Below are 26423 nucleotides of genomic sequence, written 5' to 3'. Positions count from 1 at the left end.
CGTTAGAATGCAGGTTGTGTTGCGCGTGGGCGTTGGATTGCAACGATCATGAGGAGAAGAAGCAGTGCAGGGATGAAGAAGATTTCCTTTGCCATGCGCTCGTTCTCAATGGCAACGGCTTCAATCTGTGCAGGTTCATCACCATAGAAATCGTAGTCATTTGCCAATTGATCGAAATAGGGCGTCCCTGGAAAGGGTTCATCCAACGTGAGAATATCACCGTCTTCGATCACCGTCAGACCAACAGCGTCCAGCCGCTCTGAACCACTGCCCTCCGCTTCTGGCGTCAAAGTCACAGTCGTCGTGCCGACGATGCCAGTATCGAAATCTGGGGCAGATATGCGCAGCCGTGCGGTCGCTCCAATCGGTAATTCTTCGAGAGCGGTTAGTGCAGCGGGTCCGGTCGTTTCAGTGTATTTATCCTGCCATTGGTCCAGGAAAAAGTCTGGTCGGAACAGCATGAACACAACAAGCATCATAACGACGGCTTCCCACTTGCGCGTCTTGGCGATGAAGTAACCTTGGGTGACGGCAGCAAAGACAAGCATGGCGATCAGCGAGATGAAGAAGACCATAACGGCTTTGCCAGGCCCTACGTCGATCAGTAGCAGATCCGTGTTGAAGATGAACATGAATGGCAACAAGGCGGTTCTGATGTCATAGCTGAAGCCTACGATGCCCGTCTTAATCGGGTCGCCGCGCGAAATCGCCGCGGCCGCGTAAGCGGCCAGTCCCACGGGTGGCGTGTCATCGGCCAGGATACCAAAATAGAAAACAAAGAGGTGGACCGCGATCAGCGGCACGATCAACCCGGACTGGGCACCCACGCTGACGATAACCGGTGCCATAAGGGACGACACAACGATATAATTGGCGGTTGTTGGCAAACCCATACCAAGGATCAAGGACAGGACCGCAACCAGCAGAAGCAATATGATCAGGTTGCCCCCGGCGATGGCCTCAATTACTTGACCAATGATTTGGTGTGCACCCGTCAGAGAAATCGTGCCGACGATGATACCAGCAGCACCCGTCGCGACACCGATGCCGATCATGTTGCGCGCGCCACTTTCCAGTCCGGCCACAAAATCTCGGACGGCTGTGCCGAAGGTATTGCCAGTGGGTGATGCTGCAAGATGCCGGTGGGTTGCCCCCCGCATCATCTGTTTTATAGGCCGGTGCGTCAGAGCCACAATGATCATGACAATGGTCGCCCAGAATGCAGAAAGCGCGGGCGACAGTCGATCGAGTGTATCGGTCCGTACCATCAGGTTCCAGACAAGCACAAAGATCGGCAATGCATAGTACGCGCCGCCCCAAAACGTTGGGGTCAAGCGCGGTGCTTCCACGACTTGGGAGTTTGGATCATCAGGTACCACATCGGGGAAACGCGATGCCACAAACAGCAGCACAAGATACGCCACAGCAAGCAAAGCCAGCGCAGGATAGATTGTGGCGCCCGGCATAAAGGGTTCTAGCACGGCACGGAAACCGATTACCAACATGGTCAAGGCGGCCATCGTAAAGAAGCCTGTGAGAAACAGGATCATGATCATTACAACACCAATGTGTCGCCCTGGCTTCTTCAATCCCTGAAGCCCCAGCTTCAAGCTTTCCAAGTGTACGATGTAGAGCAGCGCGATATAGGAAATCACAGCAGGCAAGAAGGCGTGCTTGACGACTTCGATGTAGGGAATGTTGACGTATTCCACCATGAGAAAGGCCGCCGCCCCCATCACGGGCGGGGTCAACTGGCCATTGGTTGATGAGGCGACTTCCACAGCGCCGGCCTTTTCTGCCGAAAAACCGATCCGCTTCATCAGCGGAATGGTAAACGTACCTGTGGTCACTGTGTTAGCAATCGAGGAGCCCGAAATCATACCCGTCATCATCGATGACAAAACAGCGGCCTTCGCCGGTCCGCCACGTAAAGCGCCCAACAGCGCGATCGCGACTTTGATGAACCAGTTCCCGCCTCCCGCTTTTTCCAGCAGGGCGCCAAACAACACGAATAAAAAGATCATGGAGGTGGACACGCCCAACGCGACACCAAAGACCCCCTCGGTTTGCATCCAATAGTGGCCCATTGCCTTGCTGAAAGATGCGCCGCCGTAGTTGGTGATGCTGCCAATCCAAGCGGAGTATCCGCCAAAGAATGCAAGCGCGAGAAATGCAGAGGCAATAATGACGAGAGGCAAGCCGAGAGATCGGAAGACCGCAACCATCAAAACCGACATACCTATGGCTGACATCACGATGTCAGACGCACTCCAGAGTCCGGGGCGGTCGGCAATTTCGAACCGGAACACCACCAGATAAAGACAGGCACCCACACCCAACAGGACCAAAACCCAATCATACCATGGGATGCGGTTTCGGTGGCCGAACATTGGAAAAGCAAGTGTTGCCAGCGCAATCGCAAAAGCAAGGTGCACAAATCGGGCTTGCGCCACGATGTTGGCGAAACCGCTGATGCCTGTGGCTTGAGCCAGAACGCCGGGGACTTTTGAGGCGATGTATAGCTGGAAAATCGACCATGCGATGCACAGTCCGAATATGAGGTTGGCCGCAAAAGGTCCGGCGTTACGCGCACCTGTGTCGGCCTCGGCCACCATGTCTTCTGCTGATCTGGATGTGGTGTCGTTCATTCCGTGCCCCCGGGTCGCAATTCACCTAGTCAAAAACGCCAGCGCACCGCTTGGGTACGCTGGCGTCGATTTTTCAAGACATCACGGGATGCCGATTATTCCATCAGACCCAGCTCTTTGTAGGCTCGCTCCGCACCAGGATGCAGGGGTGCCGACAGCCCATCGCTGATCATCTGTGATGCATCAAGGTTCGCAAATGCTGGGTGCAAGCCGCGGAAGTCATCCAGATTGGACAGAACCGCCTTGGCAACAACATAAGCCACATCGTCCGAAACATCTGCGGATGTTACAAACGTCGCACCAACACCAAATGTTGTCGTGTCTTCATCTGTGCCTGCGTACATGCCACCCGGAATTGTTGCGACGCGGTAATATGGGTTTTCTGCGACCAGCGCATCGATTGCATCGCCGGAGACAGAAACAAGTTGCACATCACATGTTGTGGAGGCTTCTTTGATCGCCGCTGCGGGGTGACCAATTGTGTAGATCATAGCGTCGATATTGTCGTCGCAGATCTGCTTGGCCATTTCAGACCCTTTATACTCGGTTGCGAGCGCAAAGCTGTCCATTGTCATGCCATAGGCGTCCATGACGACTTCCATGGTCGCGCGCTGACCAGAACCCGGGTTGCCTACATTTACGCGCTTGCCAGCCAGATCTTCGAACGACGAAATGCCACTGCCGGCCCGTACGATCAGGGTGAAAGGCTCCGGGTGAACGGAGAACATCGCGCGCACATCGGGGAACGGGTTTTCTTCAAACTTGGATGTGCCGTTAAAAGCGTGGTACTGCCAATCGGACTGGGCTACACCAAACTCAAGCTCTCCGGCTTTGATGGTATTGATGTTGTATACCGATCCGCCAGTGGATTCGACTGCACAACGGATGCCGTGTTCTTTGCGGTCGCGATTGACCAATCGGCAGATCGCACCTCCAGTGGGATAGTAAACGCCCGTTACGCCGCCTGTCCCGATGGAAATGAACTGCTGATCTTGCGCTGTGGCAGCGCTGCCAAATGCAATTGTTACTGCGGCAATCATGCCGCCAACCAGGTTGGTCTTTTTCATGGATAACTCCCTTGACTGGACGCATTGATGCGCCTCCTACGCGAGAAGGTCTTAGAAGTTTCTCAGGATGTCACGTAAAAACTAATGTTTTTCTTGCTTGACCCAGTAGGCGTTACTTTCAATCCGGACTTTTTCATAGGATTTGATTCGGTCATGCGCGGCGGCGCCACCACGTTTCATCAGGAAAGCGATAAGAAGGTCGACCACGGCCATCATACCCGACAAACAGCCAAAGTTGTGCGTGCTGAGTACTGAAGCTACCACTGTATGCTCCGGGACCAGTTCCGGCGAAACCACCTCTGAATCAGTTATTAAGAGAAGCTTAACGCCTTTCTTCTTGGCAAAAGCGCAGGCTTCGATGGTTTCGCGAGAATAAGGCGTCACAGTGATCGCGATCAGGACATCGCGGTCAGTCGCATCATTGAGATCATCGATCGCACTGTTGCGATGACGCGGGATCAGTTGCAACTGCGGTAGCGCCATGCGGCCCACATAGTGCAAGTAGTAAGCAATAGCATAGCTGGACCGCACAGCCGTCAGATATACGGAATTTGCTGAAAAGAGCATGTCCGCGATCTGTTCAAGCTCGTGCAATTGCTGTCGTTCCAATGACCGCGCGACGATAGCCACGGCATTTTGCGCAGCATTGGCATAAACCGGACCAAATTCTGGCTGCGCGCGCAAATCTTGCAGCCAGTCCGCGTCCGATTGCACGTCTGTCGAAGACAAAAGAGCGTGTCGAAAAGGCTGTCTTAGCTCCTCATAACTAGAAAAACCAAGATTTTTTGCTATTTTTACAAAGGTATATGTACTCACCTGCGCCTTTCGCGCCGTTTCGCGAATGGGGTCCAAACCAAAGGCCGCTGGTTGATCGACAATGTATTTCGCAGCCCTTTTCATTTGTGGAGAATACTGCGGAATACTCTGTTTAAGCGCAGCCGTCGTTTCTGCTTTTAACGTTGGGTCCATACGAATCGGCTCCTTCACGCATAAATAACATACGTTATTTTCTGAGGCGATTGACTTCCAACGTAATTCGCAGTGAATGAATTGGGCATGCGTTAATCGCGGTACAGTCTTGGAGAAATCTGCGGGATGGCCCATTGAAATTGAATGCTACTCCCAAGGGCCAGGTGCTCATCGAGGACCATCACTTTGCTGTCTTCGTTGCTCAAACTGCGTTCGCAATAATTTGCCTGCATGTCGCCGTGCATCGCAAGAGGGATACGTCTGTAGAACTTGTAACAACCACGTTGCATCAGGCGGCAAAATTTCCAACGAAATCACTGTTTAAACCTTTCTGGGAAGCGGCAGTCAAAACAGGTCTTGGATTCAGTCAGGTCTTATCATGAGCCATGTATTCCCCCGCCAAATCAACGCACCACCGATAAAGGCGGTTGCAAGCGAAGGCTGCTATATCATTGGTGAAGACGGCAAACATTACCTTGACGGATCGGGCGGTGCAGCGGTCTCTTGTTTGGGGCACGGTGACGTGCAGATCATTGAAGCCATCAAACAACAAACAGAGGCACTAGCCTTTGCGCACACTGGTTTTTTCACCAGCGCGCCTGCGGAAGAATTGGCTGATCTGTTGATCAAACATGCGCCCGCCGGTTTGGACCGCGTGTATTTTGTGTCCGGAGGTTCAGAAGCCGTCGAAGCCGCAATTAAGCTTGCCCGCCAATTCCATGTCGAAAACGGCGAGCCTCAACGCCGCCACATTATCGCGCGGCGCCAAAGCTATCACGGCAACACACTCGGCGCTTTGGCCGTTGGCGGAAACCAATGGCGGCGCGCGCAATTCGAACCCATTCTTATTGATGTAACCCACATTTCGCCCTGCTATGAATACGTGGACCGGAAGGCGGATGAGACCGCCGTCGACTACGGCCAACGCGCGGCGCAAGAGCTTGAGGATGAGATACTACGGCTCGGACCTGACAAGGTTATGGCCTTTGTCGCAGAACCCGTTGTCGGGGCAACGATGGGCGCCGTGCCTGCGGTCGAAGGGTATTTCAAGCGTATTCGGAATATCTGCGACACCTATGGCGTTCTTTTAATCCTCGATGAAGTCATGTGCGGAATGGGTCGCACCGGTCATTTGTTCGCTTGCGACGCCGAAGGTATCTCGCCGGATATTTTGTGCATCGCAAAAGGCCTAGGTGCCGGATATCAACCCATTGGCGCGATGCTGTGCTCCAAAACGATCTATGACACGATTGGCTCAGGGACTGGGTTTTTCCAACATGGTCACACATATCTTGCACATCCCGTGGCATGTGCCGCCGGATTAGCGGTGGTGAATGCCATTCTGGATCGAAAGTTGCTGAAAGCTGCAAACACACGTTCAGCCCAGCTCTTTGCTGCGCTCAACGGTGCATTTGGGCAAAATCCATACATTGGTGACATCCGAGGGCGTGGCATGTTCATTGGCCTTGAGATCGTAAAAGACCGGGAAACCAAAACGCCTTTTGAACCAGGCCTTGGGATTGCGGCCAAGGTCAAGAAAGCTGCTTTTGAAGCAGGTCTCATTTGCTACCCGATGAGCGGAACACGGGACGGAAAAACAGGTGATCATGTTTTGCTGGCTCCGGCATTCACGTTTTCTGAACAACACTCCAGTGAATTGGTTGAAAAACTCGAAGCAACATTCTTCTCCGTATTGTCGGGTACCGGACGGAGTTATTAGTTCGGTCGCATTAAAGACGGCAAACCCGCGTTGTGGGCTGTTTGCAGAGTCGTGAATAACCCTCCTGCGTCACGGAAAACCCTAGCTTTGAACGTGTGAAATATGGGCCACAAAGCAAGCAACACCGCCCAAGACCATGGCTTGGCCATTTGGCATGCGATTTCCAGGCTAGGTTCATAGCGCGATTTTGGGCTGTGGCGCGCAACAAATTGGAAGCTAGATAGTGCCATCTGTTTCAACATGCCCAATTCGCAACTAGGGGAGTGGTCGCCGGAATTCCACTTGAGAGATTCAAAAAGTATCGCAAAAAAGGCTGAGAGTTTCCACAGAGTATTCGGCTTGAAAAAGCGTTGTTTTGCTGCTCGTCCGTCGATCTTCAGGAAACAGTCACCTCATTCCACTCGATCCTTCCTTACGACTTCGTCTTTTGTGTTGCGCGCCAGAGCTCGGCGGTAAAATCCATAAATCCGCACTTTCTTGGAGCTTACCAAGGCGAAAGAGGACCCGATAGATATTGCCATTTGTAGAAGATCTCCGCGAAGTTTTATGTCAATTGCGGCTAATTTTTTTATACACTGAGTGGAAATTCTTCGGTAACACCCGCGTCTGGTTTAGATTATTTTAGAGTGCTTTCAATACAACGACTTCTGACGAGGGAGTGTTATTGATGAACCTATATTTCAAATTCATATTGGTTGGGATTCTTGCGCTCGGAGCTATCTCCGTCATTGCAGTCCGAGGTCTGAACCATGCTGTCGAACGCGCGGTGGTCCGCGAGGCAGTCGACAAAGCAGAAAACTGGGGGGACTTCATGGCATCCCGTGTCCCAGATCTTGACACACTGGTCGCAACCGGGATTCCGACTGATCAACAGCAGCGCATCATTCGTGAAATCCGCAACGTGGGCGATATCTTCAGATTCAAACTTTTTACGGCGGACGGTAGGCTGTCTCTGGTGTCCGACGACGCAAATATTTCAGGGCCAGGCGGCCTTTCAGATTTGGTTGACCCTGAACCTTCGCAGGTCGCGCGAACAGGAAAGCCGATTGTGGACGTATATGATGGATCACAAAAACCCGATCGCCCGGACATATACGCCGAAGCTTATATTCCACTGCTGAGCTCGGATGGCACGGTAAAAGGGGTGGTGGAAGTCTATGTGGATCAGACTTCAACGCGATCCTACTTCGTCGACAGTTTCAAAAATTTTGGTGTCATGCTGACAACTTTTTGTGCCTTGCTGTTCGCGATTCCAGCTGGCGCTTTCCTGCTCCAACGCATTGTTTCTGATCGCTCGCGAAAAGCAGCGGAATTCCTTGCTCATTTCGACCCCCTGACCGGCTTGCTCAACCGTCGCGAATTCGTTGAACAGTCCGAACGACTGTTGGAGCAAGGCGGTCTGTCTGTGGTTTGTTACATCGACTTGGATCGGTTCAAGACTGTAAATGACACCTACGGTCATGCTGTAGGCGACGCAGTTTTGGTTCATACCTCTCAGGTTTTGCGCAAAAACTGTCGGTCTGATGATCTTTTGGCCAGATTTGGCGGCGACGAATTTGTTATTTCATTTTCAGATATCGACTTAGAAGCAGCAGCGCTGAGGGTGCGCGCGATATTGAGGGATTTTTCTGCACAAACGGATATCTTGAATGTGAAACTCAATGGCTCCCTGAGTGCTGGACTTGCTGTAGTTGAAAAAGGCGAAACACTGGAACGTGTGCTTAGCAACGCCGACGCCGCTTTGTATCACGTCAAGTCCGCGGGCCGAAATGACTTTGCGGTTTATGGAGCGGAAATGGGGGAAGAGCTTCGCGAGCGCCACGCATTGGAAAAAAGACTGCGCGACGCCACGCAAACGTCTGATTTTAAAATCCACTATCAGCCTTTGGTAGATGGCAAGTCTTGTGAAGTCATTGGCTACGAAGCGTTGCTGCGACTGAGTCATGTTGACGGAACACCAATCTCGCCTTGCGTGTTCATTCCTTTGGCCGAAGAACTCGGTCTGATCGACGAGATCGGAACGTGGGTGATGCGTACCTCCATGCGGGATATGATGGATATGCACGAAGAAACGACGCTGGCCGTCAATCTGTCATCAAATCAATTCCAGAGCGGCGAACTCGTAAATATCGTGCGAAATGCAGTGCAGGAAACAGGCTTCCCGACCGAGCGTCTTGAACTGGAGATCACGGAATCGCTTTTACTGGAAGACAGCCCGTTGATTGAGATGCAGATCGACACGCTCAGGGAAATGGGTGTCGCAATTGCAATGGATGATTTTGGAACCGGCTTCTCCAGTTTGAGTTATCTTTGGAAGTACGGGTTTGATCGGCTCAAGATTGACCGCTCATTTGTCGCAGCACTCGACGAAAATCCTGAACGCTCCCGTGAAATCATCGAGACTGTCGTGATGCTCGGCGCGCGACTTGGCATGAAAATTACCGCGGAAGGCGTAGAAACGCATGAGCAATCCCAGCTTCTTTCCACTTTGGGATGTGATGTGTTGCAAGGATACCTGCATGGTAGACCCGAGCCTTTAAGCACATTGCAAAAACATGGTTCAGAAATCGTCGAAGGGACTGCCAAAGCCGGCTGACGGTCAAATTTCTGGTCTTTCCAACCGCCAATGATTGGCTGGAAAACAAGAGACGACATGTTTAGAACTTCGGTTCCAAAACTTTCACGTACGCGCAAACGAGTCCTACGCATTTAAAATCCACGCCGCATTCTAACGGAGATACGATTTCTCTCAGATGTCAGACAAGCTATCATCGACCCTTTTTTCGGACTGCTAAATCTAGACAAATTACAAAGCAAAACGAATTCTCACCCAGATACGGCCAGAACAAGCAGAGGGTGAGAAAAATTTGGCCTAGACACAGCATACGTCTCACAAATCCTCACTGGAAACCCAAATTCGGTTATCCCTTCGACACACTGCCAAGGCGTGGACTTTTTTATGCAAAACGTTGCTTGTAGCGTAGCATTACCGCCAGAAAGTGTTTGCCGATCCAAGTTCACTTCCGGCAGTTTTAATTCGGCAGACTTCGCGCCAAGTACCCAGACGCCCACGGCAAAGGTACGTTTTGATCCAGGAAACTCCACGGGTGTCGAAGCAGTTTCGGCGTCTACATAATCCAGCACGTCAGAAAGCCTTGAACGAAAAACCTGCCAAATCGCGATTAAAGGCGGATTTCCAAGTTGACGGAAGACTTAGTGTTTTCGCCCAAAGACTTGGCAGCTCTCAAGCAACTCTATTTTGCGCTATCGCCCTTGTTTTGCAGTATAGTTCAAATACGAGTTTTTGGATTTTGTGAGACAAAGCCTCGTATTGAAACAATGGCGATAAGCCTTTCCAAGGACTCGTCCTGGGTTTGCTGGGACGTGTCCAATTCTGCATCCGCTTTTGCATAAAGTGCCTCTCGACTTCTGAGAATGGCGCGCAATTGATCCATAGCATCCGCGTTTCCGGCCATGGGTCGTTCATCCCCCTGCGCAAGCACTCGATCCATGTGTTCTTGTGGACTAGTCTTTATCCAAATCGTATGGAATTGCGACAGCAGCTTATTGTAGGTTTCGGGCTCGGCAACAATGCCACCTGCAACAGCCAAAATCATGCGATCATAGTTTGCAACCACCCGGTCCAAAGAACCTGCTTCCAGTTTGCGGTATCCTTCCTGACCGTAAAGAGCGATAATTTCGTCGACTGGCATGCCACCGTAGTGGGAAATTTCTTTGTTTAGTTCAAGAAAAGGCACCTGTAATCGATCTGCTGCCAGTGCACCAAGGGTTGATTTTCCGGCGCCACGAAGGCCAATCAAACAAACCCGCTCTGATTTGCCGACAGATGCAGGTTTCACACTTAACATGTGCAGAACTTTGGCGCGTGTGTTTTGATCCGCAACCGAGAAAAGATCAGCGACGCGCAGGACTTCTGACGTCCACGGGTTTTCCGTTCCGACAAACCACTCGATTTTCATATCAAGCGCGTGGGCCACACGAGTGAGAAGTCCGATGGAAATATTGCCTGCGCCCGCTTCCAATTGCGCAAGATATCGAGGCGAAACGCCGGAAATTTCGGACAAAATTCTGCGTGAAATTCGCTTGCGTTCGCGTGCGGCGCGAACGCGTTCTCCGACTTGTATCAACAAATTTGCAACGCGCTCGTCCATCTCGGATACCATGTCTGGCTTGGTCGCGCGACCTCCAAAACGAACTACTTCGGACATGGTTTCAAAGACCCCTTATGTATAATAATGCACAATAGTGTCTTTGACAGAAAAGAAAAGAACACAGAACCCTACCAGAACGAATGCTTAGTAGGCGACGCTACATAACGAACCAAATCGCCGCCGGTGCGGTTGTGCTCGATGGGCGACAGGTAGCGAGCGAAACTAGTTGTTTTCTCCAATAACAGGCCATTCAAAATTTTTCTGTCGTCGGAAGCTGCAGTTTTACGGCTCACTATCTATGGATGCCAAACACCACAGAACGGACAGCCACAAAGGGCCTGAAGCAATTTCAAGTCTTACAAAGGCCCTAGCTTCAACACTGGCCAGTACCAACCGTTCCCAAAGTTGGATTTTTTGAAAGCGAGGATCGCCTCCAGCCTAAAAGAGGCAGCTCGTGACAGAAGCGTTGTCTAACCGAACCAACTCTCAGGTGACAGCGAAAGAGTGCTGGTACACTGAAGCTCTCAACACCGCTGTCTCAGTAGGTTTCGACGTGATACCGCCCATCTTCGCGCATGGTGTCGCGCATCGACACCCAGTCGCCCCCGAAATCGTCTGCGATGGTTTGAAAGGCTTGATCGACACCCGTCTCCATTCCGCGCAACCCGCAGATGTAAACATAGCCTTTTGGATCTTGGAGCAAGCGGGCGACCTCCTTCCGTTCGATCAACATGCGATCCTGAACGTATTCTTTGGCGGCGCCTTCAACCCTGCTAAAAACGAGATGTTGCTTCAAAAGTGTTTCAGGTACCCTTTTCAATGGACCGTGATAGGGCAAAGTTTCGGGTGTGCGTGCTCCGAAAAACATCACCATTCCGCCGTTCTTTTCGCCGACTGCCCGTTGCCGCCGCATGGTGAAGGCCCGCATGGGTGCTGATCCTGTGCCAGTGCAGATCATCATGATCCGCGCCTCATGATCCTCCGGAAGCAAGAACGTAGCGCCAAACGGGCCCGTGACCTTTACCGTATCGCCCTTGTCCAGATCGCAAACGTAGTTCGAACATATCCCTCTCTCTTCGCGCTTTACTGTCAATGAGACGTTGTTGTATCCGGACCGCTCGCCATCGCGCGGACTGGAAATCGAGTAAAGACGCGGCAAGCGGGCGTTACCATCCACATCTGTACCAGGTGGTATGATGCCGATGGACTGACCTTCCAAAACGGGCATTGGATGACCTTGGAAATCTAGAATGATGTGGCGCACATCTATATCTGCGCCCGCGTCAGTCAGCTTGAAATTACCCCGGACCGTCGCCTCGACGGGCTTACCAAGGTTGTATAAGTTGACAGTAGGTTTTGCGGCCGTCGCCGGCGCCTTGGTCTTTCCGCCTGCCCCCTTGTGGGCATCCGCCAGCAACGTTGCCATGGCATCTTCCAGCGCTTCTACGTTGGTATCGCCGGCATCGTCCGCAATGACGCCCTGCTCCGGCAGTTCCTCCCAACCATATTGATCTTCAAGCGAGTAAGGATCTCTGACAACCCGCCATTCATCAATCGAACCTGTGGGGCAAACCGGGATACAGTCCATGCAGAAGTTGCAAAGATCCGCATTGACCACGACATTGTTATCGTCATGTTCGATGGCGTTTTCAGGGCAGGTCATCTCGCAAGTGTAACAGCGGATGCAGACCTCTGGATCGATTAGGTGCTGTTTGCGCGGCTTGTTCATCATGCCTCCTTTCGGAGTATAACATCAGGAAGGGTAAAGACGTCTATTAGAGCGGCGCAGATACCTTGGCATCCGGGGCAATCAATACATGTTTTTGCGGGAGGCAAACCACCCTCAACACGCAGATTCTGAACCGTTTTCAGGATGATGGTTGCAGATTTCACATCGACTCCTCCGAATTCACAACATGACTAGACAAGCAGGTACCAGGCGCCTGCACGGCCTATGCCATATGCAGCTTCACGTATTCGAACTCGCCCGGTTGGTTGTCGATGCCAACTCTTGGCGGCGCAATCCAGCCTGCGTACTTACCGGGCTCATAACAAGCTACCATGAGCGACTCAATGTAAGCGCCGTCTTCTTTGGTTGGCAGCCAGTTTTCAACCTTGGCGTCCCAGCTTTCTTGAGGGATGATATCCCCTTCCGGGTTGGCCTGGATCGCCGAGAAGACACCAATCTGTCGGTGGAAGGCCTCATGCGGTAGAGCCAGTTTGAACTCAATCCCGGCCTTCTGAACGATCTTGTTCCAACGGCCAATTCCACCAGAAGCATCGCGTACATAGTCGTCACGCAATCGCATGTTGATCGCTGTCAGGGCCGGGACCTCTTCATCCACGATCGTACCTCCAACGATATTCTTGACGATATAGTTGTCGCTTTGCAGCTGGTGATCGTCATCGATCCTGTTCTCCATGTAGCGGCCTTTGATACCTGCATTAAAGGCATTGGCCGCGTTGGTCGAAACTTCCTGACCGAACAGATCAAGCGAAAGGGAATAGTGAAGGTTTAGTTTTTTCTGGATCGTCGGCAGGTCAATCACGCCCAGATCACGAACTTTTCCTATTTCATAAGGATCTGTGATACCCGCCTCGTTCATCGCCTCACAGGTCCGCTGGATCACACGGCTGACGCCTGTTTCGCCCACAAACATATGGTGCGCTTCTTCAGTCAGCATGAATCTGCAAGTACGGCTCAGCGGGTCAAACCCCGATTGCGCAAGGCTCTCCAACTGCATCTTGCCGTCGCGGTCGGTGAAGTAGGTGAACATGAAAAATGACAACCAATCGGGTGTCTCTTCATTGAAGGCCCCGAGCATTCGCGGCGCGTCCTCTGAACCGGATGAGCGAACAAGCATGTCATCTGCTTCTTCACGGCCATCTTTACCGAAGTACTTCTGAAGCAGATAAACCATAGCCCAAAGGTGGCGGCCCTCTTCGACATTGACCTGAAAAAGGTTGCGCATATCGTATAGAGACGGCGCAGTCAGACCGAGAAAGCGCTGCTGTTCAACGGACCCTGGCTCGGTGTCACCCTGAATGACGATCAAGCGTTTGAGCATGTTGCGGTATTCACCCGGCACTTCTTGCCATGCTTTCTCGCCTTTATGCTCACCCATCGGAATAATCCGGTCTTCCGCCTGTGGAGCCAGTAATATACCCCAGCGATATTCCGGCATTTTCACATAGTCAAATTTTGCCCACCCTTTGGGATCCACGCTGACGGCAGTCCGCAAATACACCATGCTGTCCTGGAAATTCTGGGGGATCAGTTTGTTCCACCAATCAATGTAACCGGGGTGCCATTTTTCCAGTGCCTTCAAGACTTTTCGGTCTTCGCTCAACCCCACATTGTTGGGGATTTGCGTGTCGTAGCTCACATTGATGAGGTCAAGCATGTTTACTCCTCCGAAATTTATGGAGCAGGTCAGACCCGCTCCATGTTGTACTCACCACGCATACCGGTGCCATAACGCTGCAGAGCACCCTTGGGCCCAACCGCGTTCGGGCGATTGAAAATCCAGTTCTGCCAAGCCGTAAGGCGTCCAAAGATACGTGTCTCCATTGTCTCGGGGCCGGCAAAGCGCAGGTTCGCTTCCATCCCAGTCATGGCGTCCGGGCTGAAGGAGGCGCGCTCTTCCATGAAGATACGGATTTCATCATCCCAATCGGTATCGTCGAGGATCATGGTCACTAGCCCGAGCGCGTCGCACTCTTCGGCTTCGAGACGTTCGCCGATCTTCGCCTCCGATGCATCCACGGCGTCTGGCGTACCCAAAAAGCGCGTCTCAAGCCGTGTGAGCCCATTTCCCATTGGCATCATGCCGAAGTTCGTTTTTGAAACGGTCACAGCAGCAGTTGGGCGATTGTCGCCTTCGAACTCATCTTCCATCATATAGGTGCGATCTACCGACCATAACAATTCGGCCAGGATACCCGCAAAGCATGACCCGTGCTCGACCAAGGCCACCATTGACCGCGAAGTCACGTCGATACGCTTGAGCAGGCGTTTCCAGTAGGCCAGCACCTCATTGGCCAACCAGTGATCCGTGTTGTTGCACAACACATCATCATGGGCCAAGACAGCTTCATCATCGCCCTGCGTGCGGAAAACCAACAGCCCAACGTCCATTTCATTAAATCGCAGATGTAAAATAGCGTCATCCAATTCCCGCGCGAGGCGCAGCAAATAGGCCTGATCACCCTGCGCCGCCAAGGCATCCATATCAACAGGCGCCGCGACATCTGGCCCCGCCAGAGTGATCGTTGCTTTTCGTGCATTACGATCAATCAGGACTTCTACGAGCGAGTAGGTAAGGGATCCGTCTTCGTTGGCCGTTTTACTGAGTGGGCCAAGTTCAATTCCTATTGCTTCATCGGCTTTGCACGAAACTTCGGCGAATTCCTTTGCGCGCTGTTGAACCACCTGGTCGAACCTGGAGTTAGGCACCACCTCATCCACCAGTCGCCATTGAACGGCGCGTTTGCCTTTAACGCCCTCCTCAACCGAACAAAAAACATCCGCAAGGTCGCGACGGACTTTGCGTTTGTCAGTGACACGTGTCAGACCACCTGTCCCTGGAAGGACGGCAAGAAGCGGCGCTTCTGGAAGAGCGACCGATGAAGCAGAGTCGTCAGTCAACAAGATATGATTGCACGCAAGAGCAAGCTCATAGCCACCGCCGGCACAAGACCCCTTGATCGCAGCCATGTATTTCTGACCACTATCTTGTTCAGCGGCTTCGAAAGTGTTGCGCGTCTCGTTCGTGAACTTGCAGAAGTTCACTTTATGACTGTGTGACGCGCTACCAAGCATGCGAATATTTGCTCCAGCACAGAATACTCTCTCTTTACCTGACTGAATGACCACGACTTTCACCTCGGGATGCTCAAAGCGCATCCGCTGCACGATATCGGCAAGCTCGATATCAACGCCGAGGTCGTAGCTGTTCAGCTTGAGCTGATACCCCTCAAAGAGACCCCCATCCTCATCAACATCCATAATCAGATTTGCAATCGCCCCATCATATGAGACACGCCAGTGACGGTAGCGGGATGGGTCCGTTTGAAAGTCGATGGCCTTGGTCATGGCAGCCCTTTGCGATCACATTGGCAAATGTATTGCCTCAGTGGAGATTGGCACAGTTATCTTTTGCACTATTTCGCTACACTGCATCACACTACGCCCTGTATGGCAACTTTTTCAGAATTATCGACTAAGTTTATGCATTATATAACATCATCTAAGGAGTTTATTCCAAGAACCGGGCTCCTGGCGCGCAACACTGCTTCACGACTCAGCCTCCGGGCCTCATCCTTTAACCGCTGACAGGCCTTTTCCCGGCCCATGACCTTCTTCAGTTTCGCATTTGCGGTTTGAATGACCGCTTGCACCATCAGTTTTTCGGGCGCATTCGGCGGACAAGCCAACCAAACCGCCTCAAGCACTTCATGGGCTTCCCAAAAGTAACCGTCCGCCAAAAAGTCCAATCCCGACTTCCATGCCTGACAGGTCACAATGTCTGAAAGCTCTATCCTGTCCGCCGTTGCTTTGATGTCGTCAAACAGCTCTTCTGGATGGCGGGGCGTCTTGCGCGGCACATAGGCATGGGGCGGCCGCCAGCTGGGCATCATACAACTGTGACGACTTCATTTTCGATCCGCTGTAGACGCTGCGCGAACCCTGCAATCAAGCACGTGGTCACGTTCGGCTGATCAAGATGCGGTGAATGCTTACAATCGGGCAGCATTTCGATATCACAAGGGGCATAGATGCGGTTTGCAACCTCCTCAACCTGCGCGGTGGTCCCATATTGGTCGTTTTTGCCCTGGATCACCAGAGTTGGGATGCGCAAGTAATCGATGACGTCACTGACGTCCCAATCCTTAAATTCCGAGTCCAGCCAAACGTCAGTCCAACCTCGGAATGTCGCCTTTGCGTCGCGGTGATACTTCGCCATACTTTCTTCAAGCTCGCTCACCCTGAAGAGCTCTCGCGTTTTTTCGATTTCGGCCAGCCCGACTTTTTCGGTGAAAAAATGAGGCGCCATCAAAACCAGTCCACGCACCCGCGCGTCCACAGCCGATCCGGCGTAAATCGCAGCGATTGTTGCGCCATCCGAATGCCCCACCAGTATACATCGCCCAATCGCAGCCGCATTCAACACTTTGGGCAATTCTTCGATCGCTTCGCGCGTCATGTAGTCCAGTGGACGCGGCAAAAGAGCGGGATCAGACTGGCCATAACCAGCCCGTGAGTAAACAAACACGCCGCATCCCGTCTTCTCGACCAGTGCATCTGGAAATGAGCGCCACAGCGCGATGCAGCCCAATCCTTCGTGCAAAAGCACCAGTGTCGGCGCATCGCCCGGCGGAGGACCAAAGGTGGCACATTCTAGCAGAACGCCATCGGCTTCAACGCGGTCCAAATTTACCCAACTCATACCGTGCCTTTCCGTTTTGAATGGTGGTCTTTTCGGTTCGGTGTCTTTTGCAAATATTGCACCACTTTATGCCTTGTGAGCGATTTAACAAATTCATTCCGCCAAAATCTGTCAAACACGGCCCGACGCATAAGCCGGTCAATTCGAGATGCTGGCACGGCTGGCTATCAAAATTGTCCGGCAACCTGTTTTGGAAAAATGCGTTCTTCGGGCGCCGGACAACAGCACTTACAAGTTCGACATATGAAGCGCTGAGGCACCCGATTAGATGTTAGAACAGCCTGGCCATTTGCTTTTCGTGCCTCGTGCTCTGGCACAAGGTCAACACTCAATTGCACGGTGTTACTGCTTGGTTGAAATTACCAATGAATTTTGATGAGGTCGCTTTCAAATGCCAAAGCTCCGGAAAACCTAGAAAAGCCCGAAACCTTCCACCGACGTCGAGCAACAGCTTAATTTCGCGTGTCGCACCAAGCCGGTGTTCGGCAATATTCGTCGCAAGACAATGCAGAGTGCTTTGAATTCAATCAGCGCCCTGGCAATCCGCTCGTTCTTCTGGCGTCGATTAACTTTCGCAAATCCAAGTGTTACCCGAGCGTTCTTTGCGCAAATTGAATGAACACTAACTGCAACGCAGCGACGTCAACCAAAGGGGATCAAAAACAATGTAATTGCTGGGAAGAGCACAAGGATCACAACCCGGATCAGGTCAGAACCCACAAAGAACAGCACCGCCTTATACGTATCGACCATGGGGGTTTTCGGATCCATCGCATTAATTACGAAAAGGTTCATCCCGACGGGCGGTGTAATCAGACCAACCTCTACAACGATCAATACGAGGATACCAAACCAGATCGCTGTTCTCTCCAAGGCAATACGATCGGCCATGCCTTGCGTCACACGTATGCCAATTTCTTTCTGAAGATCCCGGCTGATCTCTGATCCTGTCGCAATCAAAGCATCGATCTCGGAACGAAGGTCAGGGGCGAGATCAGTCGCGGAAGCAAGCGCCTCGCGTGCAGCGTCATGTTGCATTGCAATCAAATCGACAAGACCGAAATCCAAAACCGAAATGACCGGAAAGAAGATTGGGATTGTCAATAATATCATGCTCAAGCTGTCCATAACGCAGCCAAGCAACAGATAGAAAACCAAGATCAGGGATAGAACCATCCAAGGGCTAAAACCTTGACCCAGAACGTAGTCTGCCAGCTCTTGCGGGACATTGGTGAGCGCCAAAAAGCCATTGTATATCCCGGCACCCAGCACGATGAAAAAGATCATCGCAGTTGATTTTGCCGTGGAGGTGAAACTTTCCTTTAGGGTATTCCACGTCAGGCCTCCATTAAAGAACGCAATCAAACCTGTGCCTGCTGCACCAATCGACGCGCCCTCGGTGGGCGTGAACCAGCCAGCGTAAATGCCGCCCACCACCAGCGCGAACACCAAAAGCACAGGCCAAACGTCAAACAACAATTGAAACCGTTCGCGGTAGGGGATTGCATCCCGTGTGCCTGCGCTTTCCGGAAAGATCCTTACATAGATCGAAATGGCCATCACATATCCAAGCGCTGCCAGAATGCCCGGGATGAAGGCCGCGAGGAACAATTTTGCGATGTTCTGTTCGGTCAGAATTGCGTAGATCACAAGCACTACAGATGGCGGGATAAGGATACCCAGCGTACCACCAGCTGCAAGTGTCGCGGTAGAAAATCCACCTGCGTAACCGTAGCGTTTCAGTTCCGGCAACGCCACGCGACCCATGGTAGCCGCCGTTGCGAGTGAAGATCCACAAATGGCGCCGAAACCGGCGCAGGCACCTACGGCCGCCATGGCAACGCCGCCTTTTCGGTGACCCAGAAAACCTTCTGCGGCTTTGAAGAGCGCGGTCGACATACCGCCCAGCGTTGCGAAATACCCCATCAGCAGAAACATTGGCACGATGGACAGCGAGTAGCTGGAAAACGTCGTGTAGGTTTCGGACTTCAAACGGCCCAGCGGTATGTTCAGGTTTCCGGTCACCAGAACGATGCCGACAACACCCGAGAGAAACATGGCAAGACCGATGGGCACCCGAACAAAAATCAACGCCAGCAGCGCCGGAAAAGACAGCACACCAATGGCAAAATCACTCACGGAAGCAGATCCCTGCCATGCGCGCATTCGCGTATGCGCTGGACCGCCATGTAGACGCCCACAATGACCGCGGCGACGGATGCAAACAAACTGGCGGCATACCCCCACCAGACCGGAAACTGCAGAATGAAGGTGTTTTCGCCGAACCTGAACTTCGACTGCATCCCGGCAAAAAGCTGAACCGCAATCAGTATCAGCACTGACGCAAAGACCACCTCTGTCACCATGCGCAAGATCCTGTTCACGCGAGGTGAAAGATTCGTGGTAAACACGTCCACAACCGCATGGCCAGACGTCAATTGGCAAAGCGGCAGGAAAGCAAAGATGGCAAAAGCCACACCCGCTTCAACGATCTCGAAATCGCCGTTGATTGGCCCAATTCCAAGATTTAGTGCCCACCCGGCAAAGCCGGGCGCAAGTGTTTCGACCCAGCCATGTAGAACACCATTCAAAACGCGGCCGGAAATGGAAAGACACGTCAATAAGATCAACAGGCAAAGGACGAGACCGCCCAAATGAGCCATAACATGCGCCAGACGGACGATTAGAGTGTGCACCGCTGTTCCCTTACACGTGCATGTCATGGGAGGCACGCCCTAGCAGTCAGGACGCGCCATATCAAATTACAAGCCGGAGTTTTCTGCCATCAAAGCCTTGGCACGGTCAATCAGCGCCTGTCCGTCAATGCCGTTTTCGTTCATTTCGGCAATCCAGGACTTATACACCGGCTGCGCGGCATCTGCCCATGCTTGGGATTGTGTTGCGTCGAGCGTGACAACGTTGTTACCACGATCCAATGCGATCTCACGCGCGGGCTCGTCGTAGGCTTGCTGAACTTCACCGGCAAAGACTGAGAACGCCATGCCGGAATGTTCGTCGATGACCGCCTTGAGATCATCCGGAAGCGCTTCGTATTTTCCTTTGTTCATGGCCAGCACAAAGGTAACCGTATACATCATCGGCCCGGTGAACTCGGTATGGTTCTCGACCAACTCGGGAACCTTTAGCGCCTTAGTCACTTCCCAAGGGATCGTGGTGCCATCGATAACGCCTTTGGACAAAGCTTCTGGAACGGCAGGCACGGGCATTCCTACTGGTGTAGCACCCAACGTGCTCAACAAGGTGTTTACCTGACGGGATGCGCCTCGGATTTTCATGCCGTTGAAATCAGACGGTGACGTGACTTCTTTGTTTGTGTGAATCACGCCAGGACCATGAACCCAGCCGCCCAGAACCTTGACGTCAGAGAACTCGCGCTCTGCGATATCTTCTTCCAGCATCGTCCAGAAAGCTGCCGACGCGGGCTTGGCATCGTTCACCAGAAATGGAAGTTCAAACACTTCGGTGGACGGGAAGCGCCCTGGTGTATATCCGATCACGTTCCAAGTCATATCCGTAACGCCATCAATGACCTGATCCAGCAATTCAGGCGGCTTGCCACCAAGTTGCATCGATGCGTAACGATTGATCTTGATCCGGCCTTCCGAATCGGCTTCGATCTTATCAGCCCAGACATCAACGATCTTTGAGGGAATCGTAGCTTGCGCAGGTAAGAAACTTTGCAAGTTGAACTCGAACTCTTGAGCAGCAGCAGGTTCGGCAATTGCGACCGCGGCGGCACTCAAGGCGTACATCAGCGTCCTTCGATTAATCATATTATTCCTCCCATTCTTCTTTAGTTATGCGTTATATTGCATGATTTGCATAATAGTGCAAAGGCATTTATACTTCGGCGCCACTTTTTTCATAAGTTACACATTTTCTTGCAGATGATCATACTGTAACCTATTATTGTGAGAATTATGGTTATCATATATCGACCGATCGGTCGATTAATTTAGGGAGAACATGGTGCAAGCCCTGATATGCGATGGTGTCCGAACGCCCATTGGCCGATATGGCGGCGCTTTGTCCTCTATCCGCACAGACGACTTGGCAGCTTTACCGATCGCAGCCTTAGTCGAACGCAATCCGACTTTGGACCTATCGCTCATCGACGAGGTAATCTTTGGTTCGGCCAACCAAGCCGGCGAAGATAATCGGAACGTTGCGCGTATGGCAGCCTTGTTGGCTGGCTTGCCGGAAACCGTTCCAGCTATGACTGTAAACCGCCTTTGCGCCAGTGGAATGGACGCTGTGGGTGTCGCTGCTCGGAGCATAAAAGCAGGCGATTGTGACGTCACCATTGCAGGCGGCGTTGAAAGCATGAGCCGCGCCCCATTTGTCATGCCAAAGGCCAACAGCGCTTTTGACCGCGCCAACGCCCTCTATGATACGACCATTGGCTGGCGCTTCGTGAACCCAATAATGGAGGCGCAATACGGCATCGACTCCATGCCGCAGACTGCAGACAATGTGGCTGAGGAAGATGCGATCAGCCGTGTTGACCAGGATGCCTTTGCCGTTCGCAGTCAAGACCGCTGGTTTGCCGCCCAGCAAGCCGGAAGTTTTACGGACGAAATCGTCCCCGTCTCTGTACCTCAACGCAAGGGTGATCCGATTATCGTCGCAGGTGATGAACACCCGCGCCCGGGCACCACAGTTGAAAAACTTAACAAACTGAAAGGCATCAATGGCCCTGACCTGAGCGTTACCGCTGGCAACGCGTCCGGCGTCAACGACGGGGCTGCCGCCTTGTTGATTGTCTCGGAACAAGCAGCCAAAGCCAGTAACTTGGCACCCATGGCACGGATCATTGCCATGTCATCCGTCGGCGTCGCACCCCGCGTAATGGGCATAGGGCCTGCTCCGGCCAGTGAGAAAGTCTTGAAAAGAGCAGGCCTTACGATTGATCAGATGGACGTGATCGAGCTTAACGAGGCCTTTGCGAGCCAAGCCCTCGCGACATTGCGGCGCTTGGGTGTCGCCGATGATGCGCCCCATGTGAACCCCAATGGCGGCGCGATTGCCATGGGCCACCCGCTTGGCATGTCCGGCGCGCGGCTTGTACTGACAGCCGCTTATCAGTTGCAGCGGACCAAAGGTCGCTATGCGCTGTGCACCATGTGTGTGGGCGTCGGTCAGGGTACTGCACTTATCCTGGAACGCGTTTAAAGGAGAACAAGCCATGTATGCCCAAATGGTTGAAACCGAAGCAACACAGGAAGACCCCGAAAAGCTCGCCGCCTTTCAGGCACGCATCGATGCTGGCGAAAAAATTGAGCCGAAAGACTGGATGCCTGCGGGCTATCGCAAAACTCTGATCCGCCAGATCGGGCAGCATGCTCATTCCGAAATCGTCGGCCAGCTGCCAGAAGGTAACTGGTTAAGCCGCGCGCCCACGTTGGAGCGCAAGGCAATCTTGTTGGCCAAGATCCAAGACGAGGCAGGGCATGGCCTATACCTCTATTGCGCTGCCGAAACCCTTGGCGTCAGCCGCGATGAACTGACCGAAATGCTGCTCGATGGCCGCATGAAATACAGCTCGATCTTCAATTACCCGACGCTCACCTGGGCTGATATGGGCGCGGTGGGTTGGCTGGTCGATGGCGCCGCGATCATGAACCAGGTGCCATTGCAGCGCACGTCCTTTGGGCCGTACTCCCGCGCGATGATCCGAGTCTGCAAAGAGGAGAGCTTTCATCAGCGTCAGGGCTTCGACATTATGATGAAGATGTCGAAGGGCGCGCCTTCTCAAAAGAAAATGGCGCAGGATGCGCTCAACCGATTTTGGTATCCCGCATTAATGATGTTCGGCCCATCGGACAAAGATTCAGTACATTCCACGCAATCCATGCGCTGGAAAATCAAGATGAACACCAATGATGAGCTGCGACAGAAATTCGTCGATGCAACCGTCCCGCAAGCTGAATACCTGGGATTGTCTGTGCCGGATGAAGACCTGACCTGGAATGAGGAAAAGGATGGTTATGACTATTCGCAACCCGACTGGCAGGAATTCTACGACGTTATCCAAGGCAATGGCCCGTGCAACGCCGACCGTATGGCCGCACGCAACAAGGCCTGGGATGAGGGAGCATGGGTCCGTGATGGGTTGATGGCCCATGCCGAGAAAACAGCAGCACGAAAGGTTGCAGCCGAATGAGCGATCAAGCCAAGACCCCGCCCCGCCGTGAATGGCCGCTTTGGGAAGTGTTCATCCGTGGTCAACACGGGATGGCGCACCGCCATGTGGGCTCGCTCCATGCTGCGAATGCCGAGATGGCAATCCTGAATGCGCGCGATGTTTACACTCGCCGTAACGAAGGGGTGAGCATTTGGGTTCTACCAACAGCTCAAATCACAGCATCATCGCCCTCCGACAAGGGTCCGATGTATGAACCGTCGCAGTCCAAAGTCTACCGGCATCCCACCTATTTCGACATTCCAGATGATGTAGGAGCGATGTGATGGGTCCTCAAAACGAAATCTTCGCGTTCTTGTGTCGCACGGGCGACAACACCTTGGTGTTGGGTCATCGTATCAGTGAATGGTGTGGCCTGGCCCCCGCACTGGAAGAAGACATAGCACTGGCAAATATCGCGCTTGACTTGATTGGCCAGACCCAAATGTGGCTGGGTCTCGCAGGCGAGGTCGAAGGCGAGAACCGGAGTGCCGACGATTTGGCAATGCTCCGCGATGCAATCGATTTCCGGAACATTTTGCTGGTCGAGCGTCCCAACGTGGACTTCGGCCATACGATGATGCGTCAGTTCCTGTTCGATACCTGGCATCTCGCCCAATTGGATCAGTTGCAGTCTTCGTCAAACACGCAAGTCAGCGAGATCGCCGCCAAATCCATCAAGGAAGTTCAATACCATCTTACCCGCTCCTCCGAGATGGTAATCGCCCTTGGTGATGGAACACAGGAAAGCCACGACCGAATGCAATCGGCGTTGGATGCGCTTTGGACCTACGTAGGCGAGATGTATCATGACGATGAGGCGGACATCGCCGTCGAGGAAGAGGGAATCGCCCCTCTACCTTCGCAGTTGAGAGATGATTGTTTTGCGAAATACGCGCAGGTTTTTGGCAAAGCGACTTTGACCCAGCCCGCAAACGAATTTGCCCACAAGGGCGGCAAGAACGGCTTTAGACACACGGAACACCTGGGTCACATGCTGTCGCAAATGCAATATCTGCAGCGCGCCTACCCAGGCTTGAGCTGGTAGCGATGAAACCCGATGTCGACGATATCTGGACCTGGCTTGATGCCGTACCAGACCCTGAAATCCCCGTAATCTCAGTCGTGGATCTGGGCATCGTGCGCAATCTGGCATGGGATCAGGATACGCTGGAAGTTGCAGTAACTCCGACTTATTCCGGCTGTCCAGCCACGCGTGTCATATCCATGGACATCGAGACGGCACTACGTGATCGGGGCTTGAATGATATTCGCATCAAGACCCAGATTTCTCCGCCCTGGACAACCGATTGGCTTTCCGACAAAGGGCGCGCCAAGCTTGAAGAATATGGCATTGCCCCGCCTCGAATTACCGGAGGACCTGAGCGCTGTCCGCAATGCCATGACAGGAACGTCTCGCTTGTAAGCCAATTTGGTTCGACACCCTGCAAGGCCCACTGGCGCTGCAACGCCTGTCTGGAGCCCTTTGACTACTTCAAATGTATCTAAGTGGGGAACAGCACGTGTTTGATGCACCCGCCAGCCTGCAAGCTGCTGTCGATGCGACGTCCAAAGCGACAGCAACGCGCGATACCGGTCTGTTAAAGAAAGTTGCTCAGCAAGATGCAATCATCGTGGGCTATCTGGTCCCGTATATCCAAATTGGCGCGCCAGTGCCCTTCTTTGGTGCGGTTGCGGCCAGCGAAGTTGACGACAACATGTCAGAAACTGCCCTTTTGATGGTGACCGAAAAGATGTCACCAGACGCGACCGACGAAAAGAACCTGTTGAGCAAGGGTTGCACGAACCAACTTCAGCCTGCCCAGCTGCCCGATGGCGTTGTTGCATCACGTCAAAATTGTTCCGTCATGCTTGAACAAAATGGAGAAACGTTTTGGCGCGCTTTCATGAACTGACCGTTACAGGCATTGAAAAGACGATCAAGGATGCGGTCGTTGTCACGCTTCAACCCGGTACTGGTGCGGATTTCGACTTCACCCACGGTCAGTACCTGACTTTCCGGCGTGACTTCGACGGCACAGAAATCCGCCGATCCTACTCGATTTGCGTAGAACGCGGTGCGCCCCACCTACAAGTCGGGATCAAACGCGTGGATGGCGGCGCCTTCTCAACCTGGGCAAATACCGAATTGACCGTTGGTCAAACACTCGAAGCAATGCGGCCGGCCGGCAATTTTCACGCTGCAATCGAACCGAGTAAAGCCAAGAACTACCTCGGTTTTGCGGGTGGCTCAGGTATCACGCCGGTCCTATCAATCCTGCGCACCGTTCTGGCAGAAGAACCGGGCAGCTCGTTTACGCTAATATATGCCAACCGGGGCGTGAACACGATCATGTTTCGCGAAGAGCTTGAGGATCTCAAGAACGACTATATGGGGCGACTGGCGGTGATCCATGTGCTGGAGCAGGACAGCCAGGACATCGACCTATTCACGGGCCGGGTGACGGAAGAAAAATGCGCCGAGCTTTTCAAACAATGGGTCGACGTGACCTCGGTAGACACCGCGTTCATCTGCGGGCCCGAACCGATGATGCTTGGCATTTCTGCGGCTTTGAAAGCTCATGGTCTTGACAAGGAGCAGATCAAGTTCGAGCTTTTTGCCAGCGGTCAGCCTGGTAAGTTAGCAAGGCCAGCAAATGGCACCGCTCGCGACGTCGCACACCATACTTACGAGCTCACCGTTATAATTGACGGCGCTAAGCGTTCTCTCACAGCCGACAAGAACACATCAATTCTGGAGGCAGTGTTGGAAAACGCGCTCGATGCGCCTTTTGCCTGTAAAGCAGGTGTTTGCTCTACGTGTATGTGCCGGATCAAAGAGGGCCGGGTCGAGATGGCCGCGAACCACGCGCTGGAGGACTATGAAGTCGAGCAGGGCTTCATCCTGGCTTGTCAATCCTTCGCGCTGACCGACAAGGTTGCGATCGATTATGACGGTGGCGGGCACTGACGGCTAGTTCACCACCTCTGTTTTCATGCAATTTCTCCGCACATCTGTCGGAGAACCACTCTTAAATTCAAGGTGAGCAGCGCAATCGACCCATTCCTGAAGGAACCCTCCAGGGCGGTAAAACCATCCCGGATGCATCCCTTATCAGTTCTCGAGCCCATTCGCTGAAGACCGTACTAACCGACGCAATAGCGTTTTTCGACAAGCTTCCGCTGGCCTCATTTG

At 52.8% G+C, this 26423-nt stretch carries 22 protein-coding genes; 10 read left to right on the top strand and 12 right to left on the bottom strand.

From position 1 onward, the window contains the following. Window positions 1-2: 2 nt before the first annotated feature. The 3 genes from AB8B75_RS17940 to AB8B75_RS17930 all read right to left on the bottom strand — a co-directional run bounded on the left by AB8B75_RS17940 (window position 3) and on the right by AB8B75_RS17930 (window position 4819). Window positions 3-2648 (bottom strand): TRAP transporter permease, encoded by a 2646-nt coding sequence (locus tag AB8B75_RS17940; protein ID WP_405364183.1) that lies wholly within the window; start codon window positions 2646-2648, stop codon window positions 3-5. Window positions 2649-2743: 95 nt separating this feature from the next. After that, window positions 2744-3715 carry a TAXI family TRAP transporter solute-binding subunit gene (locus tag AB8B75_RS17935; protein WP_405364182.1) on the bottom strand — a complete coding sequence of 324 codons (972 nt, stop codon included), beginning with the start codon at window positions 3713-3715 and terminating at the stop codon, window positions 2744-2746. 81 nt (window positions 3716-3796) lie between these two features. After that, a complete protein-coding gene (locus AB8B75_RS17930; RefSeq protein ID WP_405364181.1) occupies window positions 3797-4819 on the bottom strand; it encodes a MurR/RpiR family transcriptional regulator in 1023 nt (340 codons plus the stop codon). On the opposite strand from AB8B75_RS17930, the gene AB8B75_RS17925 reads away from it, so the two are divergent. From AB8B75_RS17925 to AB8B75_RS17915, 3 genes are all read left to right on the top strand, one after another. Continuing rightward, window positions 4819-5067: a hypothetical protein gene (locus tag AB8B75_RS17925; RefSeq protein WP_405364180.1), complete on the top strand. Its 249-nt coding sequence runs from the start codon at window positions 4819-4821 to the stop codon at window positions 5065-5067. The two genes, AB8B75_RS17930 and AB8B75_RS17925, sit on opposite strands and share 1 nt — an antisense overlap. Beyond that, entirely contained in the window at window positions 5064-6404 is a 1341-nt protein-coding gene (locus AB8B75_RS17920; RefSeq protein ID WP_405364179.1) for an aspartate aminotransferase family protein, read from the top strand. The genes AB8B75_RS17925 and AB8B75_RS17920 overlap by 4 nt, the downstream gene beginning before the upstream one ends. Before the next feature lie 667 nt (window positions 6405-7071). Further along, on the top strand, window positions 7072-9000 hold the full coding sequence (locus AB8B75_RS17915; RefSeq protein WP_405364178.1) for a putative bifunctional diguanylate cyclase/phosphodiesterase: 1929 nt from the start codon (window positions 7072-7074) through the stop codon (window positions 8998-9000). A gap of 694 nt (window positions 9001-9694) precedes the next feature. On the opposite strand, the gene AB8B75_RS17910 is transcribed toward AB8B75_RS17915, so the two are convergent. From AB8B75_RS17910 to AB8B75_RS17870, 9 genes are all read right to left on the bottom strand, one after another. Next, on the bottom strand, window positions 9695-10633 hold the full coding sequence (locus AB8B75_RS17910) for a helix-turn-helix transcriptional regulator (protein WP_405364177.1): 939 nt from the start codon (window positions 10631-10633) through the stop codon (window positions 9695-9697). A gap of 481 nt (window positions 10634-11114) precedes the next feature. Then, entirely contained in the window at window positions 11115-12305 is a 1191-nt protein-coding gene (boxA, locus tag AB8B75_RS17905; protein WP_405364176.1) for a benzoyl-CoA 2,3-epoxidase subunit BoxA, read from the bottom strand. Between the two features lie 223 nt (window positions 12306-12528). Continuing rightward, window positions 12529-13980 carry a benzoyl-CoA 2,3-epoxidase subunit BoxB gene (gene boxB, locus AB8B75_RS17900; RefSeq protein WP_405364175.1) on the bottom strand — a complete coding sequence of 484 codons (1452 nt, stop codon included), beginning with the start codon at window positions 13978-13980 and terminating at the stop codon, window positions 12529-12531. Between the two features lie 29 nt (window positions 13981-14009). Beyond that, entirely contained in the window at window positions 14010-15671 is a 1662-nt protein-coding gene (gene boxC, locus AB8B75_RS17895; RefSeq protein WP_405364174.1) for a 2,3-epoxybenzoyl-CoA dihydrolase, read from the bottom strand. A 140-nt stretch (window positions 15672-15811) separates the two neighbouring features. Next, on the bottom strand, window positions 15812-16213 hold the full coding sequence (locus AB8B75_RS17890) for a DUF309 domain-containing protein (RefSeq protein ID WP_405364173.1): 402 nt from the start codon (window positions 16211-16213) through the stop codon (window positions 15812-15814). Next, entirely contained in the window at window positions 16213-17025 is an 813-nt protein-coding gene (locus AB8B75_RS17885) for an alpha/beta fold hydrolase (protein ID WP_405364172.1), read from the bottom strand. The genes AB8B75_RS17890 and AB8B75_RS17885 overlap by 1 nt, the downstream gene beginning before the upstream one ends. 642 nt (window positions 17026-17667) lie before the next feature. Next, window positions 17668-19191: a TRAP transporter large permease gene (locus AB8B75_RS17880; protein WP_405364171.1), complete on the bottom strand. Its 1524-nt coding sequence runs from the start codon at window positions 19189-19191 to the stop codon at window positions 17668-17670. Next, on the bottom strand, window positions 19161-19721 hold the full coding sequence (locus tag AB8B75_RS17875; RefSeq protein WP_405364170.1) for a TRAP transporter small permease: 561 nt from the start codon (window positions 19719-19721) through the stop codon (window positions 19161-19163). The genes AB8B75_RS17880 and AB8B75_RS17875 overlap by 31 nt, the downstream gene beginning before the upstream one ends. Before the next feature lie 66 nt (window positions 19722-19787). Further along, window positions 19788-20819, bottom strand: coding sequence for a TRAP transporter substrate-binding protein (locus AB8B75_RS17870; RefSeq protein WP_405364169.1), 1032 nt, complete (start codon window positions 20817-20819; stop codon window positions 19788-19790). A 196-nt stretch (window positions 20820-21015) separates the two neighbouring features. On the opposite strand from AB8B75_RS17870, the gene pcaF reads away from it, so the two are divergent. The 7 genes from pcaF to AB8B75_RS17835 are packed head-to-tail and all read left to right on the top strand — an operon-like array spanning window position 21016 to window position 26198. After that, window positions 21016-22218 (top strand): 3-oxoadipyl-CoA thiolase, encoded by a 1203-nt coding sequence (pcaF, locus tag AB8B75_RS17865; RefSeq protein WP_405364168.1) that lies wholly within the window; start codon window positions 21016-21018, stop codon window positions 22216-22218. Between the two features lie 13 nt (window positions 22219-22231). Beyond that, complete coding sequence (gene paaA, locus AB8B75_RS17860; RefSeq protein ID WP_405364167.1) at window positions 22232-23209, top strand: 1,2-phenylacetyl-CoA epoxidase subunit PaaA; 978 nt, start codon at window positions 22232-22234, stop codon at window positions 23207-23209. Next, entirely contained in the window at window positions 23206-23514 is a 309-nt protein-coding gene (paaB, locus tag AB8B75_RS17855; protein ID WP_405364166.1) for a 1,2-phenylacetyl-CoA epoxidase subunit PaaB, read from the top strand. Before paaA ends, paaB begins: the two co-directional genes overlap by 4 nt. Further along, complete coding sequence (gene paaC / locus AB8B75_RS17850) at window positions 23514-24275, top strand: 1,2-phenylacetyl-CoA epoxidase subunit PaaC (protein ID WP_405364165.1); 762 nt, start codon at window positions 23514-23516, stop codon at window positions 24273-24275. Before paaB ends, paaC begins: the two co-directional genes overlap by 1 nt. A 2-nt stretch (window positions 24276-24277) precedes the next feature. Then, window positions 24278-24736 (top strand): 1,2-phenylacetyl-CoA epoxidase subunit PaaD, encoded by a 459-nt coding sequence (paaD, locus tag AB8B75_RS17845; protein WP_405364164.1) that lies wholly within the window; start codon window positions 24278-24280, stop codon window positions 24734-24736. A gap of 14 nt (window positions 24737-24750) precedes the next feature. Then, window positions 24751-25143 (top strand): hypothetical protein, encoded by a 393-nt coding sequence (locus AB8B75_RS17840; RefSeq protein WP_405364163.1) that lies wholly within the window; start codon window positions 24751-24753, stop codon window positions 25141-25143. Beyond that, window positions 25122-26198, top strand: coding sequence for a 2Fe-2S iron-sulfur cluster-binding protein (locus tag AB8B75_RS17835; RefSeq protein ID WP_405364162.1), 1077 nt, complete (start codon window positions 25122-25124; stop codon window positions 26196-26198). Before AB8B75_RS17840 ends, AB8B75_RS17835 begins: the two co-directional genes overlap by 22 nt. Window positions 26199-26423 lie beyond the last annotated feature (225 nt).

The sequence above is a fragment of the Roseobacter sp. genome (assembly GCF_045106495.1).
Taxonomy (GTDB): domain Bacteria; phylum Pseudomonadota; class Alphaproteobacteria; order Rhodobacterales; family Rhodobacteraceae; genus Roseobacter.
The sequence above is the reverse complement of the archived record's forward strand: the minus strand, read 5'-3'. Positions and strand labels throughout refer to the sequence as shown.

What these genes read in the sequence shown, in the direction of transcription:
- AB8B75_RS17870 (WP_405364169.1), bottom strand. Translation starts at nt 20,819, where the DNA reads ATGATTAATCGAAGGACGCTGATGTACGCCTTGAGTGCCGCCGCGGTC.
- paaD (WP_405364164.1), top strand. Translation starts at nt 24,278, where the DNA reads ATGAAACCCGATGTCGACGATATCTGGACCTGGCTTGATGCCGTACCA.
- AB8B75_RS17935 (WP_405364182.1), bottom strand. Translation starts at nt 3,715, where the DNA reads ATGAAAAAGACCAACCTGGTTGGCGGCATGATTGCCGCAGTAACAATT.
- paaB (WP_405364166.1), top strand. Translation starts at nt 23,206, where the DNA reads ATGAGCGATCAAGCCAAGACCCCGCCCCGCCGTGAATGGCCGCTTTGG.
- AB8B75_RS17920 (WP_405364179.1), top strand. Translation starts at nt 5,064, where the DNA reads ATGAGCCATGTATTCCCCCGCCAAATCAACGCACCACCGATAAAGGCG.
- paaC (WP_405364165.1), top strand. Translation starts at nt 23,514, where the DNA reads ATGGGTCCTCAAAACGAAATCTTCGCGTTCTTGTGTCGCACGGGCGAC.
- AB8B75_RS17915 (WP_405364178.1), top strand. Translation starts at nt 7,072, where the DNA reads ATGAACCTATATTTCAAATTCATATTGGTTGGGATTCTTGCGCTCGGA.
- AB8B75_RS17885 (WP_405364172.1), bottom strand. Translation starts at nt 17,025, where the DNA reads ATGAGTTGGGTAAATTTGGACCGCGTTGAAGCCGATGGCGTTCTGCTA.
- AB8B75_RS17930 (WP_405364181.1), bottom strand. Translation starts at nt 4,819, where the DNA reads ATGGGCCATCCCGCAGATTTCTCCAAGACTGTACCGCGATTAACGCAT.
- AB8B75_RS17890 (WP_405364173.1), bottom strand. Translation starts at nt 16,213, where the DNA reads ATGCCCAGCTGGCGGCCGCCCCATGCCTATGTGCCGCGCAAGACGCCC.
- boxC (WP_405364174.1), bottom strand. Translation starts at nt 15,671, where the DNA reads ATGACCAAGGCCATCGACTTTCAAACGGACCCATCCCGCTACCGTCAC.
- paaA (WP_405364167.1), top strand. Translation starts at nt 22,232, where the DNA reads ATGTATGCCCAAATGGTTGAAACCGAAGCAACACAGGAAGACCCCGAA.
- AB8B75_RS17940 (WP_405364183.1), bottom strand. Translation starts at nt 2,648, where the DNA reads ATGAACGACACCACATCCAGATCAGCAGAAGACATGGTGGCCGAGGCC.
- AB8B75_RS17910 (WP_405364177.1), bottom strand. Translation starts at nt 10,633, where the DNA reads ATGTCCGAAGTAGTTCGTTTTGGAGGTCGCGCGACCAAGCCAGACATG.
- boxB (WP_405364175.1), bottom strand. Translation starts at nt 13,980, where the DNA reads ATGCTTGACCTCATCAATGTGAGCTACGACACGCAAATCCCCAACAAT.
- boxA (WP_405364176.1), bottom strand. Translation starts at nt 12,305, where the DNA reads ATGAACAAGCCGCGCAAACAGCACCTAATCGATCCAGAGGTCTGCATC.
- AB8B75_RS17880 (WP_405364171.1), bottom strand. Translation starts at nt 19,191, where the DNA reads ATGCGCGCATGGCAGGGATCTGCTTCCGTGAGTGATTTTGCCATTGGT.